Here is a 17,541-nt window from a genome sequence, read left to right as displayed (position 1 = left end):
TCAGCGGGGCGTCTGCCCGCCGATGACCGACAGCATCCGGAGCTTACGCTGCCGGAATGGCGGTGTGGACCGTCCGTGAGCGGGATGAACACGTCCCGCCAGGACGCCCGCGCGCCCGGTCGAGGTCGGCCGGCGGCCACCGTAGACTTGCCCACGGCCATTCCTGGCGGTCAGACCAGTACGACAGCGAAGTGGGGATCACGTTGCGGGCCGGTGCCGCATCCACGTCACCTGATCGCCATGGGCGTGGACCACTCGGCGGGTGGGGATGATTCCTCTCGGCGGCGCCGCAGGCCGTGTCGCCGGTCTGGTCCTGGCGGCCGGGGCCGGGCGCCGCTACGGCGGCCCCAAGGCGCCGGTGTTTCTCGGGCCGGCGCTCCGTGTGCTCCGCGACGGCGGCTGCGACCCGATCATCGCGGTCCTCGGCGCCGGAGCCCGCCGGACCCGGGCCGTCGTCGACCTGGCCGGTGTGCAGGTCGTCGACAATCCGGGCTGGGCCGAAGGGATGGCCTCGTCGTTGCGGCTCGGGCTCAGCACGGCCGCCCGCCTGCCGGAGGTCTCGGCCGTGTGCGTACACCTGGTGGACATGCCCGGGGTCTCCGCGCTGGCGGTGGCGCGACTGCTGGCCCAGGCGCACGCCAGCTGCCTGACTCGCGCCTGCTACGACGGCGAGCCGGGCCATCCGGTGGTGCTGGGTCGCGACCACTGGGCTGAGATCATCGAGACCACGCGTGGCGACCAGGGGGCCCGGGCATACCTACGCCGGCACGCCGGCCACGTCACCGCCGTCGAGTGTGGCGACGTGGCCGGCGGATACGACATCGACGAACGGTGACCGCCGGTTCAGTCGACGCCGAAGATGCGGTGCTCCAGGGTGTCCGCGCGCAGCGCGACCTGATAGCAGTGTGCGGCCAGTTGCTGGTTGGACGTGCCGGCCAGCGGGGTGAACGACTGCGCGACGATCTGCGGCACACCTGTGTCACCGCTGACCAGCGAGATCCGGCCGTATCCCGGTCCGGTCGGGCCGGCGAGCAGCTGCTCCGGTGTGATCAGCATCGACATCGGTCCGACCACCGCCTCCATCCCGCAGAGCCGCAGGCCCTCGGTGAACGGCTCGGTGCCGTCGACGGCGAAGAGCTGCACCACGTGGGTGCGGTCGCCCGGCAGCGGCACGGTGACGTCGTACCGGTTGTCGTGCTTGGCCCATTCCGCGCCGAGGTGGCCCGCGATCGCACCGATCCGCTTCTTCAACGGGCCGGGCCGGCCGCCGGTCGCGGTGGCCGGTATAAGGCCGGTGGCGCTCGTGGCGGCCGGGATCGGTGTGTCGGTGAGCAGCCAGCGCTCGATCAGGTCGTCCAGGCCGACGTCGGACTCCCGGCCCGTTTCGAGGAAGTCGACGGCGCGTTCGAGCGTCACCGGGCGACCCCAGCCGGCCACCAGGGGATGCCCGCCCAGCGCGGTACGCCAGGCGGGCGCGTACGCACCGACATAGCAGGCGCCGAGGATCACCAGCCGAAGCCCGGGCGAGACGGTGGCCGGGTCGACGTCGTCGGGGCAGACCGACGCGCCGTCGCAGCATTCCAGGCTGCCGTCCTCGCCGCCGTGCGAACTCCAGTAGATGCCGGCCGGGACGAGCCCTTCCACCCCGCTGCCGTCGCCGGTCACCGCCTCCAGCAGGTCCTTCCGGGTGGCCTGCTGGTCGACGACGACGGTGTATCCGGCGGCCCGCAGGACCTCGATGTCGTCGTCGATCTGGGCGAGTTCCTGAGCCAGCATCGAACGGTCCTGCCCGCTGGCGGTCTTGAAGCCGAACAGGAACAGGAACGACTTGCCGGTGCCGAGGCCGGGTTCCGTCGGGGGGTGCACCACCCGGGCGGCCGGATCGTCGCTGCGGGCGTCGGTGCTCCAGTGCTTGGGGCCGGGGCCGGCGTCCGCCCAGTCGGCCGGCAGGAACACCTCGCTGGTCTGCTCCGGCATCAGAAGTCGTCCCGGGCGGTGAGCTGGTCCTCCAGTTCGTCCGCCAACGAGGCGAGCATCCGCAGCGGGAGCGCGAACTCGTTCGGGTCGAGGGTGGCGAGTAGCGCGTGGTGGATGAGGGCGTAGTCGCCCTCCTCGTCGAGGGCGAGCAGGCCGAGGGTGGAGTCGAAGTTCTTGCGCAACGCGACCCGGGGGCTCAGCTCCTCTTCCTTGCAGACGAAGCTGCGGAACTCGATCCACTCCTGGTCGAAGGCCTCGTAGCGGCTCACCACGATCTTCTGGGTGCGCTCGGATCGGTAGCTCCAGAGCAGCGAGAACCAGTCGTCCTCGATGTCGTCCAGCTTGTACTGGGTGCGAGCGTGTTCGCGCAGCTCATACCACGTGGGCATCGAAACATGTCTCCTGTCGAGGGATGTGCCGGACGGCGGACCGACCGTCGCCTGTGGAGTATTACGCATCGGCCCGAACCAGCACCAAACGACCAGCAAGAAGGTCCCGGCATGCCGCCGTGGTCGGGATGGGGCAGGGTGGTGCGGCGGTCGCTGACGCGCGTGCCGGCGGACCGACGTCGCTCAGCCCTTCATCGTTCCGGTGTGCCAGAGCCCCCGTCCACCGTTCGAGATGGTCACGTTGCCGTCGGCCTGTAGCACCAGGATCGCCCCGTCGTTGCCGGGGGTGTTGGAGGTCCAGACGGTCGCATTGGACCCGGTGTAGAGCACCAGGTTGCCGTCGGCCTGGAACACCAGGTGATGGCCGCCCCTGCCCTTCGTGCCCGTCTGCCATACCGCCTTTCCCTGGTCGTGGAGAATCACGTTGCCGTCGTTCGCCAGCACGAGCTTGAGCCGGTCGGTGCTCCAGGACTGACCGAGTTGCAGCGTCGAGGTGGCCCGCACCACCCGGGTCTGCCAGTTCCGCTTCGCTGCGCCGGCACTGGAACGGGCCTGTGGCGACCGGGCAGGTGTCGCGGCGCCACTCGGCTTGGCGGTGCTCGGGCTTCCCGCGCCGGGCTTGCCGGCCTCGGGCCTGCCTGCACCGGGCGTGCCTGCACCAGCCGACGGCCTCGCCCCGGTCGGCTTCCCGCCAGCCGGGGAGGCGCTGGGAGGCACCTCGCCGCCAAGTCGCGGGTCCTGCTGGTAGTGGTCGAGATAGCCCATGGTCAGGTCGACGTAGCCACGGACGTCCAGGTCGTCGGGGAGTCCACCGGAGCGGACAACCGTTTCCGGGCCGGCCCGGAACGCGGCCAGCGCCAACCGGTACGGGTCCATGCCCAGCCCACCCAGCTCCCCCATGAGGACGCACATGGTCCGGCCGACCGCAGGGATGGCCACGCCCGGATCCCAGGGCGAGGTGGTGTTGGCCGACCGCACGTACCGGGCCCAGACCTGCGGGCTGAACTGGGCTATGCCCTGCCTGGCAGGGGCGACGAACAGGTTGGGATCAAAGCCGGAGGAGGCCATCAACTGCGCGGCGACCCGGGCCGGAGTGAGCCCCGGACACGACCGGCCCGCCGCGAGCACCGCGGGAAGGTAGCCGTCCGGCACCGGCCTCGCCATGGTGCCCGAGCTGGGCACCACACCGGTCGGCCCGTCCACACCGCTCGGCCCGACCGGGACGTCCGGCACCGGCTGGCCCGTGAGTGCGGTCTGTTCCGCCGTGGCGCTGCCCAACCCGGCGCTGGCCACGACGCCGGTCCCGACGAGCAGCACGGCCAGTATCCCGACGGAGAGCCGACGCCGCAGCGCCGGATCACGCCGGTCCAGCCGGCCGGCAGAAAGCCGCCATGCCTCGCGTGCCGCTCCGGAGAACCTGGTCCGCTCGCGGCCTGATCGGCCGACACCACCGCCGGGCGCAGTCGCCACAGTTCGATCTCCCTCAACCTGCCGCTTGGACCTACGACAACGGCTCGCACCGACCGCCGGTTCACTGCGACTCCCGGCCGCCCGCCGGCAGCGCTGTCCGTGCCGCACTCGCGAACGCACGGTCTTGAGATCCGCCGAGTCGCCAGCTTGCGGGGCGGGGTCGGGACCCCGGTTGTGCTGCCCGCCGGGAGCTGCTGATAGCTTCATCGCCCATGAAAACCATTTCCATTACGGCGGCGCTCTGCGTGATGCTCGCCGCGGCCGGATGCGCCGCGGGTGGCACCGCCGGGCCGAACGAGCCGAGCGCCTCGGCCGGCGCGGTCCACCTGACCAACTGCGGCCTTTCCGTCGACGTCGACGCACCGCCCCGACGTGCGATCGCCCTGGAACAGAACGCCACCGAGATCATGCTCAGCCTCGGCCTCGCCGATCGGATGGCCGGCACCAGCTACCAGACCGACCCGGTGCTGCCCGAGTTGCGACCGTCGTACGAGAAGGTGCCGGTATTGGCCAAGCTGTACCCCTCGGGGGAAGCGATCCGCTCGGCGAACCCGGACTTCGTCTACTCGACATACTCGTCCGCGTACGCCACGGACGCCGCCGGCCCCCGCACCGACCTCGCGAAGCTCGGGGTACCGGCCTATCTCTCCGGGTTCGCGTGCGAGGACCCGGCGGAGGCGATCCAGACGGTCAGCTTCGACGGGCTCTTCACCGAGATCCGCGACATCGCCAGGATTTTCGGCGTACCGGAGCGGGCCGAGCAGCTGATCAGCGAACAGCGGAGCCGGTTGGACGCGGCCCGGGACGCCGTCCCGAGCGCCACGCCGGGCGGCACCGGGCAGCCGGACGCCGGTCCTTCCCTGCTGTGGTACTACTCCGGCACCAGCACGCCGTACGTGGCCGGACAGGGTGGCGTGCCGGACGCGGTCGGCGCGCTGCTCGGGGTGCGCAACGCGTACACCGATGCCGGCCAGAAGTGGCCCGCCGGCAATTGGGAGGAGATCGCCGAGCGCAACCCCGATGTGATCGTGGTGGCCGACCTGACCCGGGGCGGCGACGGCGACAGCGCCCAGTCGAAGATCGATTTTCTGCGTCGCAACCCGGTGACGTCGAAGCTGGACGCGGTGGTCGCCGGTCGGTTCATCACCGTTCCCGGCTCGTCGATGGATCCGTCGATCCGCAGCGTCGAGGCGGCCGAGCTGGTCGGCGCGGGCCTGCGCGGGAGCACCCGATGACCCCGCCGGACGCCACCGACCTCGGTGTACTGGACCAGCCGGCCGCCCGGCGGCTGCTCAACCTCTGGAACGGCCAGCAGGCCGCCTACGTGGCGCACCGGGACCACCGGTTCGAGGCCATGCTCGACGTGCTGCGGCTGCACTCCCCGCACGACCTGACGATCCTGGACCTGGCCTGCGGTCCGGGCGCGATCACCGACCGGGTGCTGGCCGGGTTTCCGCATGCCAGCGCCGTCGCAGTCGACTACGACCCGATCCTGCTGCGGGTCGCCCGGGGCGCGCTCGCCGGGTATGGCAGCCGCGCCGAGGTGCACGATGTGGACCTGGTGGCCGATGGCTGGGAGGAGGCGCTGGCCGGGCGTACCGTCGACGCGGTACTCAGCTCGACCGCGCTGCACTGGCTCTCCCCGGAGCAGTTGCTGCGCGTCTACCGCGCCGCGGCGCGGCTGCTGCCGGCCGGTGGCGTGCTGCTCAACGCCGACCACCTGCGCTACGACGAATCAACGCCGAGCCTGCGCGAGATCGCTCGACGGCACGACGCGTGGGTGCAGCAGGAGGCGTTCGCCGCCGGTGCGCTCAGCTATTCGGACTGGTACGCGCAGGCGGCCCGCCATCCGGAACTGGCCGGACTCGCCGTGGAGCGCGAGCGGCGCTTCGCCGACCGGCCGCCGCAGGCCCTGGCTCCACTGGACTTCCACCTCGCGGCCCTGCGCGCGGCCGGCTTCGCCGAGGTCGGCACCGTCTGGCAGTACCTGGACGACCACGTCGTGTTCGCCCGTCGATGAGCCCGCCAGCCCGGTACGTCCTGCCACTGGCCGTGCTCCTGCTGCCGCTCAGCATCGCGGCGGCGGTCACGGTCGGCTCGGCGGATCTGCCGGTCGGCAGCGTGCTGCGCGCCGTGGGCGGCCATCTTGGCCTACCGGTCCGCCCGCTGTCACCGCTGATGGACAGCATCGTGTGGGACCTGCGGCTGCCCCGCGTACTGCTGGCGGCTCTCGTCGGGGCCGGCCTGGCCGTGTGCGGCGCGGTGCTACAGGCGTTGACCCGCAATCCGCTGGCCGACCCGTTCCTGCTCGGCGTCTCGGCCGGCGCGTCCACGGGTGCGGTGCTGGTGCTGGTGCTCGGGATCAGTGCCGGCGCCGGCCCCGTCGGCCTGACCACCGGCGCCTTCGCCGGCAGCATCGCCGCGTTCGCCGCGGTGCTGCTGCTGGCCGGCCGGCGGGCCGGCGAACCCACCCGGATCGTGCTCGCCGGGGTGGCTGTGTCGCAGCTGTTCGGTGCGGTCACCAGCCTGATCGTCATCTCCGACGCGCACACGCAGGACACCCGCAGCGTGACGTTCTGGCTGCTCGGGTCGCTGACCGCGGCGTCCTGGCCGGCGGTGGCGCTGAGTGCCGTGGTCAGCGGCTCCGGGTTGCTGATCTGCTGGGCCGGCGCGACCGCGCTGGACGCGTTCGCGTTCGGCGCCGACACGGCACGGTCGCTCGGCTTCTCGCCCGAACGCACCCGGCTGCTGCTCTTCGCCGTCACCGCCCTGATGGCGGCGACGCTGGTCGCGGCGAGCGGAGCGATCGGCTTCGTCGGGCTGACCGTGCCACACACGGTGCGGTTCGTGATCGGCTCCCGACACCGTACGCTGCTGCCGGCCTCCGCAGCGGCCGGCGCGATCTTCCTGGTCTGGGCGGACACCGCGGCGCGGACGGTGTTCTCGCCACAGGAACTGCCGGTCGGTGTGCTCACCGCGCTGCTCGGGGTGCCGGTCTTCGCGCTGGTCATGCGCCGCCGGGCGGGGACGCCGTGACCGGCCCGGAGGCGACCGACCGGGCCTCGGCTGACCGTCGGCGGGCGACCGGCACCGGCGGGTTCCCGCCGGGCCCGCGACCGGCGCGGCTGGACGCCGAGCGGGTTGGTTGGGCTGTGGGCGGCGTACGGATCCTGGCCGAGGTGGCGTTGACCGCCGAACCGGGTGTCACGGTCGGGCTGCTCGGGCCGAACGGCTCCGGCAAGTCGAGCCTGCTGCGGCTGCTGGCCGGGCTGGCCCGGCCCGCGTCCGGTCGGGTGCTGCTCGACGCCGACCCGGTGAACGCGATACCCCGGCGCGCGCTGGCCCGACGGATCGCGGTGGTCACCCAACAGGTCGCCACCGACGTTGAGATGTCCGCGTTGGACGTCGTGCTGCTCGGCCGCACGCCGTACCGGCCGCGCCTGGCCGCAGTCAGCGCCGCCGATCTGCGCCTGGCCCGGCGCGCGTTGGCCGAGGCCGGGCTGGCCGGCTTCGAGCAGCGGCGCTGGCCAAGCCTGTCCGGCGGCGAGCGGCAGCGGGTGGACCTGGCCCGCGCCCTGGTGCAGGAACCGGACCTGCTGCTGCTCGACGAGCCGACGAATCATCTGGACATCCGTCACCAACTGGAGTTGCTGCGGTTTCTCGCCGAGTCGCCCACCACCGTCCTGATCACGTTGCACGATCTCAACCTGGCCGCGCAGTTCTGTGACCGGTTGGTCCTGTTGTACGCCGGCCGGGTGGTGGCCGCCGGCACCCCGGTCGAGGTTCTCACCCCGGCCCGGATCGAGCAGGTCTACCAGGTGCGGGCGGAGGTGGAGACGGCGGCCGACGGTCGACCCCGGATCCGGTACCGCGGTACCGCGGATTCTCCGCCCCGGGGAGCCTGACCCGCGCTTCAGGATCCCCCGGGCATCTCGAACTGTTTCCATGATCGGTCGACCTCGAATCGACCCGGGTGACCCCGACCGGACGGAACACAAAGGGAAGAACAGCCACCGTTTCCGCAAGCGGGACAACCGGAAAGCCGATTGAGGCTAGCTGAATCGCCAGTGCAATTTCATCCGGAAGTCGTCGTCAAACGTGTCAGATCTTGCACAGCGAGTGGATCGAGGGTTGCAATTCCGCCACCAGGGGCGTGCACTCGTATCTGCCCGTTACCCCCGAGGACAACCTCGACGGCAAAGGAGTTGAAATGGCGACCTGGGCCAATCTTGCGACCTATGTCCGCTCGAACTACAAGATCTCCGACGAGCGACACGACATGATCAAGCTCGTCTTCGAGACCGGCAACCTCCGGTCGCAGGTAGTGCTGCTCTGGCACGTCACCTTGGCGGACGGGGCCGAGGAGTGGGTGCAGATCGAGTCGTCTTTCGGGGAGCTGAACTCGGTGAACCTGGTGCAGGCACTGCGCGAGGTCGGGGACACCGTCTGCGGCGGGATGTCCGTCCTGGGCGACCTGGTGACCTTCCGACACTCCGTGCCCCTGCTCAATCTCAACATCAACGAGTTCGAGCGGCCATTGGCGCTCGTGACCTCGACCGCCGACCGACTTGAGCAGCTTCTCACCGGGGCCGACCGGTTCTGAAATCGTCACGCGAAAACTGTTGACTTCGCCGGGGCGGCCCGGCCGAAAAGCGGGATCGTTGGCGGCTAAGCTGCACTTTTGGCCGGCGTGTCGAACAGCTCAGCCGCCAACGATCGGGGTAAGTGGATGGGTTCAGGAGGTGAAGGTGTCCAGGGCTAGTTCCAGGGCGCCGGTGTCCGGCTGGGCGTACGCCTTCATGGTGGCCTTGTTGTAGGAGATGAAGCCCGGGCAGCGGACGGCCGGCGCGTTGATCCGGACGCCGTCACCGATTTTCTCGCCGGTCCTGGCCGCGTGGAAGGTCAGCGTGTAGCGCGAGGAGAGGTAGTCGACGGTGACCTGCTTGCCGTCGCGGTCCTTGTACTCGCACTTGCGGGGCTCGCCCTCGCTGCCCTCCTCGAAGGTGAGGCAGCCGACGACGGAGACCGTCGCCCAGTCGGCGGTCTTGGCGTAGTACCGCTTGTTGACGCCGGCCGACTTGCTCACCCAGGACTGCGGACGCTCCGGGGAGTTGGCGAAGGTGTAGATCTTGGCGCTCTTGGCCTCGCGGTACGGCGCGGCGTTGAGGATTTGGCTGCCCTCGCAGACCGCCTGCATATCGCTGAAGTTGCGGGCAGTGACCGCGTTGTTGTTGTCGGGCTGCTCCCCGACCGGCGGCGCGACCGACGGTGCGCCGCTCTCGGGGGACGATGCGCCCGAGCTGCCGGACGCGCTGGGCGTCGGCTTGTCATCGCTGAGCAGGAAGAAGCCGATGGTTCCGCCGCAGGCGATGAGGACCGCCATCACTGCGGCGCCGATGCCCAGCCCGAGCCAGAGCGCGGTGTTCGAGGACCGCTGGGGCGGCGCGCCGTACGGCGGCGGGGCCGGCGCACCGAACTGCGGCGGGTAGCCGGACGGGGTCGGCGGCCCGACCGGGGAGCCGGGTGGGGCGCCCCACGCGGCGGCGTTCGGATCCGGCTGCCCTCCGTACGGAGAGTGACTGTCACTCATTCGTAGCCCTTGTCGAGTCGAGAGGTTCGCTGGCACATGATCAGAGCCAGGGTAGTGAGCTGCGCAAATCGTAAGATCAGGTTGGGCAATCGGGCAGTTCACGAGGCAGGCTGTCATCCGTGGCCGACAAACCCGACCCGCGCCTGCGTGAACTCGCCCTGCTGCGCCGCGTACGCGACCGGATCGACCGTGACTACGCGCAGCCGCTGGACGTGCCGGCGCTGGCCCGGGGGGTGCACCTCTCGGCCGGCCATCTGAGTCGGGAGTTTCGTGCCGCCTTCGGCGAATCGCCCTACAGCTACCTGATGACCCGGCGCATCGAGCGGGCGATGACCCTGCTGCGACGTGGCGACCTCTCGGTCACCGAGGTCTGCTTTGCGGTCGGTTGTTCGTCGCTGGGCACCTTCAGCACGCGCTTCTCCGAACTGGTCGGCGTGTCGCCGAGCGCCTATCGCCGCCTGGCCGCCGGCCAGGCGGCGGGCCTGCCGAGTTGCGTGGCCAAGCAGGTCATGCGACCGATCAGGAATCGAGAAGCGGTCCCACCCGCGCTGACCTAGCGTGATGGGCATGGACCTCACCATTCACCACACGTTTCTGCCCGCTGACGACCCCGAGGCGTCGCTCGCCTTCTACCGTGACGCGCTCGGCTTCGAGGTGCGGAACGACGTGGGTTACGGAAACATGCGCTGGATCACCGTCGGGCCGGCGGGCCAGCCGCAGACGTCGATCGTCCTCCACCCTCCGGCCGTCGATCCGGGCCTCACCGATGACGAGCGGCGCACGATCGCCGAGTTGATGGCCAAGGGCAGTTACACCATGGTCGTCCTCGGCACCTCGGACCTGACCGGCACCTTCGAGCAGGTGCAGGCGAGCGGCGCCGAGGTGGTCCAGGAGCCGACCGACCAGCCGTACGGGATCCGCGACTGCGCGTTCCGCGATCCCGCGGGCACCGTAGTACGCATCAACCAACTCCCCTGAGCCCCACGCCGGCCCCGGCTCACATCCGTCCGGACTACCGGAAGAGTTCGATGAACGCAAATATTGCGTGACTGTTTCATAACGTCGTAGGCTGCCGTGGGAGCGCTCCCGGTCTCCGTCCGATGTCATCGGAGATGCCGGACCCACCACCACGACCAGATTGCGACGGTCCACCATGAAGCATCCTCCGCGCCGCTCCCGGCGTCTGTTGGTCGCAGCCGGCGCCGTCGGCGCGCTGACCCTCGGCGCGCTGGCCGCCCTGCCCGCCACCAACGCGATGGCCGCCACCGGCTGTGCCGTCGCCTACACGACGAACAGCTGGTCCGGCGGGTTCACCGCGAGCGTCACGATCACCAACCTGGGCGACGCGGTCAACAACTGGACCCTCGGGTTCGCCTTCCCGGACGGCGGCCAGCGCGTCACCCAGGGCTGGTCGGCGACGTGGGGCCAGAGCGGCCGATCCGTCACGGCGCAGAGCATGAGCTGGAACGGCGCGCTGGCCACCGGCGCCAGCACCAACGTCGGCTTCAACGGCAGTTTCACCGGCAGCAACCCGTCGCCGACCTCGTTCACCCTCAACGGCACGGTCTGCACCGGCTCGACAACTCCCACCACCCCACCGCCGAGCACTCCCCCACCCACCACCCCGCCGACCACGCCGCCGACCACCACCCCGCCGCCGGGCGGTCAGACCCCGGTGGGCATCAACGGACAGTTGCGGGTCTGCGGGGTCAACCTCTGCAACCAGTACGGGCGGCCGATCCAGCTGCGTGGCATGAGCAGCCACGGTATCCAGTGGTTCGGCAACTGCTACAACCCCGCCTCGCTGGACGCGCTGGCCACCGACTGGCGCGCCGACCTGTTCCGCATTGCCATGTACGTGCAGGAGCAGGGCTACGAGACCGACCCGGCCGGTTTCACCAACCGGGTCAACAACCTGGTCGACGAGGCGACCCGACGCGGCATGTACGCGATGATCGACTTCCACACGCTGACGCCCGGCGACCCGATGTACAACCTGGAGCGGGCCAAGACCTTCTTCGCCGCCGTCTCCGCACGGCACGCCGCGAAGAACAACGTGATCTACGAGATCACCAACGAGCCCAACGGGGTCGGCTGGTCGACCATCAAGAACTACGCCGAGCAGGTCATCCCGGTCATCCGGGCCAACGACCCGGACGCGGTCATCATCGTGGGCACCCGCGCCTGGTCCTCGCTGGGCGTCTCGGAGGGCTCGAACCACACCGAGATCGCCAACAACCCGGTGAACGCCAGCAACATCATGTACGCCTTCCACTTCTACGCCGCATCACACCGGGACAACTACCGGGCCGAGGTGGAGCGGGCCGCCACCCGGCTGCCGCTCTTCGTCACCGAGTTCGGCACGGTCGACTACACCGGTGACGGGGCGGCCGACCTGACCAGCAGCGGGCAGTGGCTGGACCTGCTGGATCGGCTGAAGATCGGCTACGCGAACTGGACGTTCTCCGACAAGGCCGAGGGCAGCGCGGCGTTGCGGCCCGGCACCTGCAACGGCAGCAACTACACCGGCACCTCCGTACTCACCACCTCCGGGGCCTTCATGCGCGAGCGTATCCGCACCCCGGACAACTTCCCGACCAGCTGATCCGCCCGCACCCACGGCGGCCCCGGCGGTTCTCCGCCGGGGCCGCCCGGCGCCTACCCGCCTCCGCGAAGCACCGGTCCGGTTTCTGTCGGGACCGCCACCGGCGAGCCTCGGCCCGCGGTCAGGCCGTCCGGCGTCCGGCCCGGTGCAGCAGCAGCCCGGCCAGGCAGCCGCCGGCCAGGACGGCGACCGCGCCGACCGTCTGGCTGGTCGCCACCGCCGCGCCGAACGCGTCCGCAACCCCGGCCCGTTGCCACTCGGCCGCGGCGGCATGCGCGGCCGGGAAGGAGCCCGCGCCGGCCAGATCGGCCGGTAGCGCGGCCACGAAACGGGCGCTCATCACCGCGCCGAGCGCGGCCACCCCGAGGCTGGCACCGACCTCCGCCATGGTCCCGTCCACTCCGGCGCCGGCGCCGGCCTTCTCGGGTGGGATCGCGCTCATCACCGCGTCCACGATGGCCGGATTGGCCAGCGCGCAACCGGTACCCATCAGCACCAGGGCGAGCAGCAGGACGGCGTAGCCGTCGGTCGGGGCGTACGCGGCGACGACCAGGCCCACGGCGAGCAGGGTCATGCCGGACGCGATGGCGACGGGGGTGCCCAGCAGCCGGATCAGCCAGGCGGAGATGCCGGCGAAGTTGAGCAGCACCACGGTCAGCGCGAACGGCGCCATCCGCAGGCCGGCCTCCCAGGCCGAGTTGCCGCGGACGAACTGCAACTGCTGGGCCAGCAGGAAGAGCGAGCCGGCGCTGCCGAAGGTGATCAGGACCACCCCGGCCACCGCGCCGACGAACCGTCGGTCACGAAAGAAGTGCAGGTCGAGCATGGGGTACGCGACGCGCCGCTCCCAAGCGACGAAGAGGCCGAGCAGGAGTGCTCCCGCGCTCGCCGCGCCGACCACGGCCGGTGCCGTCCAGCCGTGGTCGGGCGCGGAGATCACCGCGTACACCACGGCGGTGAGCCCCGCGCCGGAGAGCAGCGCGCCCGCGAGGTCGAGCCGCGCCGGGCCGGGCCGGCGCGATTCGGGCACCAGCAGCCCGGCGGCGACCAGGCAGACCACCACGACCGGCACGTTGAGCAGGAAGATGGCCGGCCAGTCGGCGTACGCGAGGACCAGCCCACCCACCGGCGGCCCGGCCGCGAAGCCGAGCGCGTGCACGGCCGCCCAGATCCCGATCGCGCGGGGCCGCTCGGCACGGTCGAAAATCTGGATGGCCACGGCCAGGGTGGCGGTCACCAGCAGCGCGCCCCCGACGCCGAGCGCCGCCCGGGCCGCCACCAGTTGACCGGGCGAGCGGGCCGCCGCGGCGGCGAGTGAGGCGACCCCGAAGAGCACCAGCCCGACCAGCAGCATCCGCCGCCGGCCATAGCGATCCACCGCGCTGCCGGCGGTGAGCAACAGACCGGAGAGCACCAACGCGTACGCGTTGATGATCCACTGCGTGTCCGCGGTGCTGGCCGCCAGGTCACGACCGAGCGCCGGGACCGCCACGGTGAGCACGGTGTTGTCCAGCACCACCACGAGCTGGGCCAGGCAGAGCACGGCGAGGATGAGCCAACGGGTGCCCAGCCGGGACGCGACCGGCGGACCCGACCGCTCGGCCAGCGCCGTGCCGGACCCGCTCACCGGGCGACACCGGCACGGCGTCCCTGGGCGGCCCGGCTGGCCCCTGCTGCCTCGCCACCCCGGGCGTTCGGACCAACCACGGCGTTCGGGTCACCGTGGACGCCAAGGCGGGCCCGGGTTCCGCGATCAGCGTGCGCCACCGCTCCAGCGCGGATCGCGGCTTCCGGCAAGGCCGAGGGTGCGGAGCGGGCCGAGGCGCAAACGCGGGCCGAGGCGCAAACCCAAGATGGGGCTCCGGCGCGGGCCGGGAAGGCGTTCATCCGCCGGTCCAGTAGCCGACGCCGGTCAGCTGCCGGCAGCCACCCACGGCCTTGTGGACCAACGATCCCCGGTTCCGTTTCACGCGCGCCTCCCACCACCAAGGCGGACAAAGTTAGGGTAGGTTAACCTAACTTCCCGATCCCGCGAAAACAGCCGGCACGCTGGCGGTCAGGGCACCCGCGGGCGCACCAGGCCGAGATCGTACGCGAGGATCGTGGCCTGGACCCGATCCCGTACGCCCAGCTTGGCGAGCAGCCCGTTGACATGGGTCTTCACCGTGCCGGTGGCGACACCGAGCCGGGTGGCGATCTCGCCGTTGGAGAGTCCGCTCGCGACCAGCAGCAGCACCTCCCGCTCCCGAGGGGTCAACCCCGCCACCGGCGATGGGCTGTCCGCAGCCGCCGCAACCACCCCGCCGGTGGCGAAGGCGTCGATCAACCGTCGGGTCACCGTCGGGGCCAGCATGCCGTCGCCGGCCGCCACCACCCGCACGGCGGCGAGCAGTTCCTCCGGCTCGGCGTCCTTCAGCAGGAACCCGGATGCGCCGACCCGCAGCGCGCGGAACACGTACTCGTCGAGGTCGAACGTGGTGAGCACCAGCACCCGGGGGCCGGCGCCGGCGGCAGTGAGCAGGCCGGTGGCGGTCAGCCCGTCCATCCCCGGCATCCGGATGTCCATCAGCACCACGTCCGGGGCCAGCCGGCCGGCCAGTTCCACTGCGGCTGCGCCGTCGCCGGTCTCACCGACCACGGTCAGGTCGGGTTCGGCGTCCAGCATGGCGACGAAACCCGCGCGAACCACCCGCTGGTCATCGACAACCAGCACTCGTACGGACATCGGGTTCAACTCCCAGCTGGTAGTGCGGGTCGCCGGTGGGCAGCCAGATGTTCACGGTGCCGGGGCCGGTGGTGATCGAACCGCCGAGGCCGGCGGTCCGAGCGGCGAGGCCGGCCGCGGCCGGGCCGACGGTGGCCGAGGGTACCCCGGTCACGGTGATAGCGAGTCCGTCGCAGTGGTAGCCGAGCCGGACCTGGGCCGGAGTCGGGTCACCGGCACCGAGTGCCCCCTCGACCAGCCGGTAGGCCGACAGTTCGACGGTGGCCGGGAGCCGGGGTGGATCGGCGGGACGGTCCAGGTCGACCTGCCGGCCGGTGGCCCGGTGCCGGTCGCAGAGGTCGGGAAGCGCGGTGAGAGTCGGCTGCGGCACGTCGTGCAGGCCGCCGAGCAGTTCCCGCATGCCCGCGAGCGCGGCCCGCGCCGCGGCCGTCACCGCGTCAAGCTGCGCCGCCCGCGCCTCCTCCCCGGCCGGTGCCCGGTTCCGATCCGGCGGGGGTTGTTCGGTTGCGGCGGCGGTCACCAGCCGGGCGGTCTCCCGCAGGACGGCGTCGCGCAGTCCGTGGCCGATCCTGGCCCGCTCGGCGTGCACCTCCGCCACGACGCGGGCCGCCGCAGTGGCGAGCGCGGAGTCTTCGGCGCCGCTGACCCGGTCGTGCCGGGCCCGTACCGCCCGTCCCGATCCCCACGCCGCGAGCATCGGGACGGTGAGCAGCAACGCCGCCACGAGCCCGAGGAATCCGGCGACGAAGATGGTGATCAGGACGGATGTCACCGGATCGGCCGGCGGGGCGTCGCCGGAGACGGGCACGGTCGCGGCGGCCACCAGTCCGAGTCCGCCGGCCCCGACCGGTACCGCCAACCAGGTCGGCGTCCGCCGCCGGGCGGCGTACCGGCCGACCGCGTAGACGGCCGCCAGTTCGGCGCAGCCGCCGAACGCCAGCCCGAACAGGGCCGGCTCCGGCAGGAGTTGGAGACCGACCACCAGCGGCCACGGCAGCGCCGTGGCCAGGACCGCGCCGAGGGCGTGCCACGGCGCGCGGCGACGCAGCAGCAGCGGAGCGGCGTGCCCGATCAGCAGTAGCGCCAGCAGGGCGAACCCGGCCGGATCCAGGACGGCCTTCGAGACCGGCGCCTCCTCGTCGATCAGCGCGAACCCGACCGGGATCACCACGCACCCGGCGAAGACGGTGACGTCGGTCAGGCGCGCGCCACCCAGCCGGGCGTGGGCCGCGGTCAGCCAGCGTCGCAGCCCGCTGGCGGGCCGGGACACCGAGGTGGCCCACCAGCCGCCGCGATCAGCCGCCGGCACCGGAGAGGGCGGCGTGTCGTCGCCGGCCGAGCCCGCCCCGGGCACCACCGTGGCATCGGCCCTGGCGAACGATCCGGTCTCGACCCACCCGGCCGTTCGGTGCGCGGTGTCCTGCGGCACCTGCGGCCCAGTAATCGGCAGGACCGCGCGTACCCGCCAACCGCCCGCCGGGGACGGGCCGGCGGTCAGCCATCCGCCGAGTTCGGCCGCCCGTCCCGCGGCTCCGGCGAGTCCTCGACCGGAACCCAACGGGTCAGCGCCGACCGGCCGCGGGTGCCGTGCCGGCGGCAGCGACGCACTGGTTTCCGCATCCGGCGGCCGGTTCCCGCCGGTGGCGGCGGCCGGCGGTGGCTCGGTGTTGTCCACCTCGACGTCGAGTCCGGCCGGGCCCTGCCGGAGCCTGATCCGGACCGCACCGCCGGGGGCGTACCGGAGAGCGTTCGTCAACGCTTCCCGCACGATCGCGTAGGCGGCCTCGACCACCCCCGGTGGACCCGTCGGCGGCAGATCCAACTCCATTGCCACCGGCTGGCCCAGCCGCCGAAAGCCGGCGGCGAGGTCGGCCAGCCGCTCCGCGAGCGGTGTTCCGCTCTCCCGCTCCACCTCGCCGAGCACGGTGACCAGCTGGTGTAACGCGGCCAGCGTCTCGCGTCCGGTGTCGGCCGCGAAGTCGAGCGCCTGCCCGGTCAACTCGGGCCGGCGGGCGGCGAGCCGCCGGGCGGCGGACACCGTGACGATGATCGCGGTCAGGTGGTGGGCGCTCACGTCGTGCAGCTCCCGGGCCAGCCGGTGCCGTTCCACCACGGCGGCCTGTTGCCGGTCGGCCTCGGTCTGGGCGAGCCGCTCGGCGGCCCGGTTCCGGGCCAGCCGCCACCGGCGTCGGCCTCGGCCCAGCGCGGCCGTGACGAGGTAGCACACGGCGGCCAGCGCGGCCAGCACGAGGTGCTCCTGGTCCACGCCGAGCAGCTGCCCGGCCAGCAGGGATTGCCAGCCGGTACAGGCGAGGACGGCGCTCAGCGTGACCCACGGTGTCCGGTGCACGGCCACCGAGAAGAGCGCGATGAGGTCCGCGACGCCCAGCACGAGCAACGCGTCGACCGGGGTGGCCAGTTGCCCGAACATGAGACCCAGGAGAACGCCGGTCAGCGCGGCGACGGGCGCGACCCGCCGGACGGCCAGGGCCGCGGCCACCACGACGGTGGTGGCGAACGCGACCGCCACCGGGCCGGCGGCCGGCGGATCCCCGCGCAGCACCGGGATGCCCGGCCAGACGGCCAACTGGATCGCGGCCAGCAGGCCGGGCAACAGCCAGTCCCGGGTCGGTCTCATCGGGGTACGACAATAGGCCGCCCAGTCGACCGGCTGCTCGCGGTGAGCGTCCGGGAACTCGGCGGGGCGGTGACCCTGCGTCATCGCCACCAGACGACCACATGCCGGCCCCACGCCTCCCTCGCTCTGCCTCAACCCACGCAACAG

At 71.9% G+C, this 17,541-nt stretch carries 16 protein-coding genes; 9 read left to right on the top strand and 7 right to left on the bottom strand.

The annotated features are described in order from the left end of the window. Window positions 1–268 precede the first annotated feature (268 nt). Window positions 269–835 (top strand): nucleotidyltransferase family protein, encoded by a 567-nt coding sequence (locus ACQPYA_RS13345; RefSeq protein ID WP_433533494.1) that lies wholly within the window; start codon window positions 269–271, stop codon window positions 833–835. 8 nt (window positions 836–843) lie between these two features. Here the strand turns inward: ACQPYA_RS13345 and ACQPYA_RS13340 are convergent, their stop codons facing one another. The 3 genes from ACQPYA_RS13340 to ACQPYA_RS13330 form a co-directional block, all read right to left on the bottom strand. Continuing rightward, window positions 844–1,977: a hypothetical protein gene (locus ACQPYA_RS13340; protein WP_433532895.1), complete on the bottom strand. Its 1,134-nt coding sequence runs from the start codon at window positions 1,975–1,977 to the stop codon at window positions 844–846. Then, window positions 1,977–2,366 (bottom strand): hypothetical protein, encoded by a 390-nt coding sequence (locus ACQPYA_RS13335; protein WP_433532894.1) that lies wholly within the window; start codon window positions 2,364–2,366, stop codon window positions 1,977–1,979. Before ACQPYA_RS13335 ends, ACQPYA_RS13340 begins: the two co-directional genes overlap by 1 nt. 183 nt (window positions 2,367–2,549) lie before the next feature. Beyond that, window positions 2,550–3,836: a hypothetical protein gene (locus ACQPYA_RS13330; RefSeq protein ID WP_433532893.1), complete on the bottom strand. Its 1,287-nt coding sequence runs from the start codon at window positions 3,834–3,836 to the stop codon at window positions 2,550–2,552. Window positions 3,837–4,048: 212 nt separating this feature from the next. Here ACQPYA_RS13330 and ACQPYA_RS13325 point away from each other — a divergent pair, with 212 nt between their 5' ends. The 5 genes from ACQPYA_RS13325 to ACQPYA_RS13305 all read left to right on the top strand — a co-directional run bounded on the left by ACQPYA_RS13325 (window position 4,049) and on the right by ACQPYA_RS13305 (window position 8,439). Continuing rightward, a complete protein-coding gene (locus tag ACQPYA_RS13325) occupies window positions 4,049–5,071 on the top strand; it encodes an ABC transporter substrate-binding protein (protein WP_433532892.1) in 1,023 nt (340 codons plus the stop codon). Continuing rightward, window positions 5,068–5,856, top strand: a complete 789-nt coding sequence (locus tag ACQPYA_RS13320; RefSeq protein ID WP_433532891.1) for a class I SAM-dependent methyltransferase — start codon at window positions 5,068–5,070, stop codon at window positions 5,854–5,856. Before ACQPYA_RS13325 ends, ACQPYA_RS13320 begins: the two co-directional genes overlap by 4 nt. Next, entirely contained in the window at window positions 5,853–6,872 is a 1,020-nt protein-coding gene (locus tag ACQPYA_RS13315) for a FecCD family ABC transporter permease (RefSeq protein ID WP_433532890.1), read from the top strand. Before ACQPYA_RS13320 ends, ACQPYA_RS13315 begins: the two co-directional genes overlap by 4 nt. After that, window positions 6,869–7,741, top strand: coding sequence for an ABC transporter ATP-binding protein (locus ACQPYA_RS13310; protein ID WP_433532889.1), 873 nt, complete (start codon window positions 6,869–6,871; stop codon window positions 7,739–7,741). Before ACQPYA_RS13315 ends, ACQPYA_RS13310 begins: the two co-directional genes overlap by 4 nt. 305 nt (window positions 7,742–8,046) lie before the next feature. Continuing rightward, complete coding sequence (locus ACQPYA_RS13305; protein WP_433532888.1) at window positions 8,047–8,439, top strand: hypothetical protein; 393 nt, start codon at window positions 8,047–8,049, stop codon at window positions 8,437–8,439. 132 nt (window positions 8,440–8,571) lie between these two features. Here the strand turns inward: ACQPYA_RS13305 and ACQPYA_RS13300 are convergent, their stop codons facing one another. Beyond that, window positions 8,572–9,426, bottom strand: coding sequence for a hypothetical protein (locus ACQPYA_RS13300; protein WP_433532887.1), 855 nt, complete (start codon window positions 9,424–9,426; stop codon window positions 8,572–8,574). 119 nt (window positions 9,427–9,545) lie between these two features. Here ACQPYA_RS13300 and ACQPYA_RS13295 point away from each other — a divergent pair, with 119 nt between their 5' ends. The 3 genes from ACQPYA_RS13295 to ACQPYA_RS13285 all read left to right on the top strand — a co-directional run bounded on the left by ACQPYA_RS13295 (window position 9,546) and on the right by ACQPYA_RS13285 (window position 12,031). Continuing rightward, window positions 9,546–9,983, top strand: coding sequence for a helix-turn-helix transcriptional regulator (locus ACQPYA_RS13295; RefSeq protein WP_433532886.1), 438 nt, complete (start codon window positions 9,546–9,548; stop codon window positions 9,981–9,983). Window positions 9,984–9,993: 10 nt separating this feature from the next. Continuing rightward, entirely contained in the window at window positions 9,994–10,404 is a 411-nt protein-coding gene (locus ACQPYA_RS13290; RefSeq protein ID WP_433532885.1) for a VOC family protein, read from the top strand. A 175-nt stretch (window positions 10,405–10,579) separates the two neighbouring features. Next, the gene (locus ACQPYA_RS13285; protein WP_433532884.1) at window positions 10,580–12,031 is read left to right on the top strand and encodes a cellulase family glycosylhydrolase; all 1,452 of its coding nucleotides are present in this window, start codon (window positions 10,580–10,582) and stop codon (window positions 12,029–12,031) included. A 121-nt stretch (window positions 12,032–12,152) separates the two neighbouring features. Here ACQPYA_RS13285 and ACQPYA_RS13280 read toward each other — a convergent pair whose 3' ends face one another. The 3 genes from ACQPYA_RS13280 to ACQPYA_RS13270 all read right to left on the bottom strand — a co-directional run bounded on the left by ACQPYA_RS13280 (window position 12,153) and on the right by ACQPYA_RS13270 (window position 17,478). Beyond that, a complete protein-coding gene (locus ACQPYA_RS13280) occupies window positions 12,153–13,658 on the bottom strand; it encodes an MFS transporter (RefSeq protein ID WP_433532883.1) in 1,506 nt (501 codons plus the stop codon). 429 nt (window positions 13,659–14,087) lie between these two features. Further along, complete coding sequence (locus ACQPYA_RS13275; protein WP_433532882.1) at window positions 14,088–14,756, bottom strand: response regulator; 669 nt, start codon at window positions 14,754–14,756, stop codon at window positions 14,088–14,090. Further along, on the bottom strand, window positions 14,728–17,478 hold the full coding sequence (locus ACQPYA_RS13270) for a histidine kinase (RefSeq protein WP_433533493.1): 2,751 nt from the start codon (window positions 17,476–17,478) through the stop codon (window positions 14,728–14,730). The genes ACQPYA_RS13275 and ACQPYA_RS13270 overlap by 29 nt, the downstream gene beginning before the upstream one ends. Window positions 17,479–17,541 lie beyond the last annotated feature (63 nt).

It is taken from the genome of Micromonospora sp. CA-263727 (assembly GCF_050942455.1).
Classification (GTDB): Bacteria; Actinomycetota; Actinomycetes; order Mycobacteriales; family Micromonosporaceae; genus Micromonospora.
This window is presented reverse-complemented; position numbering and strand designations above follow the sequence as displayed.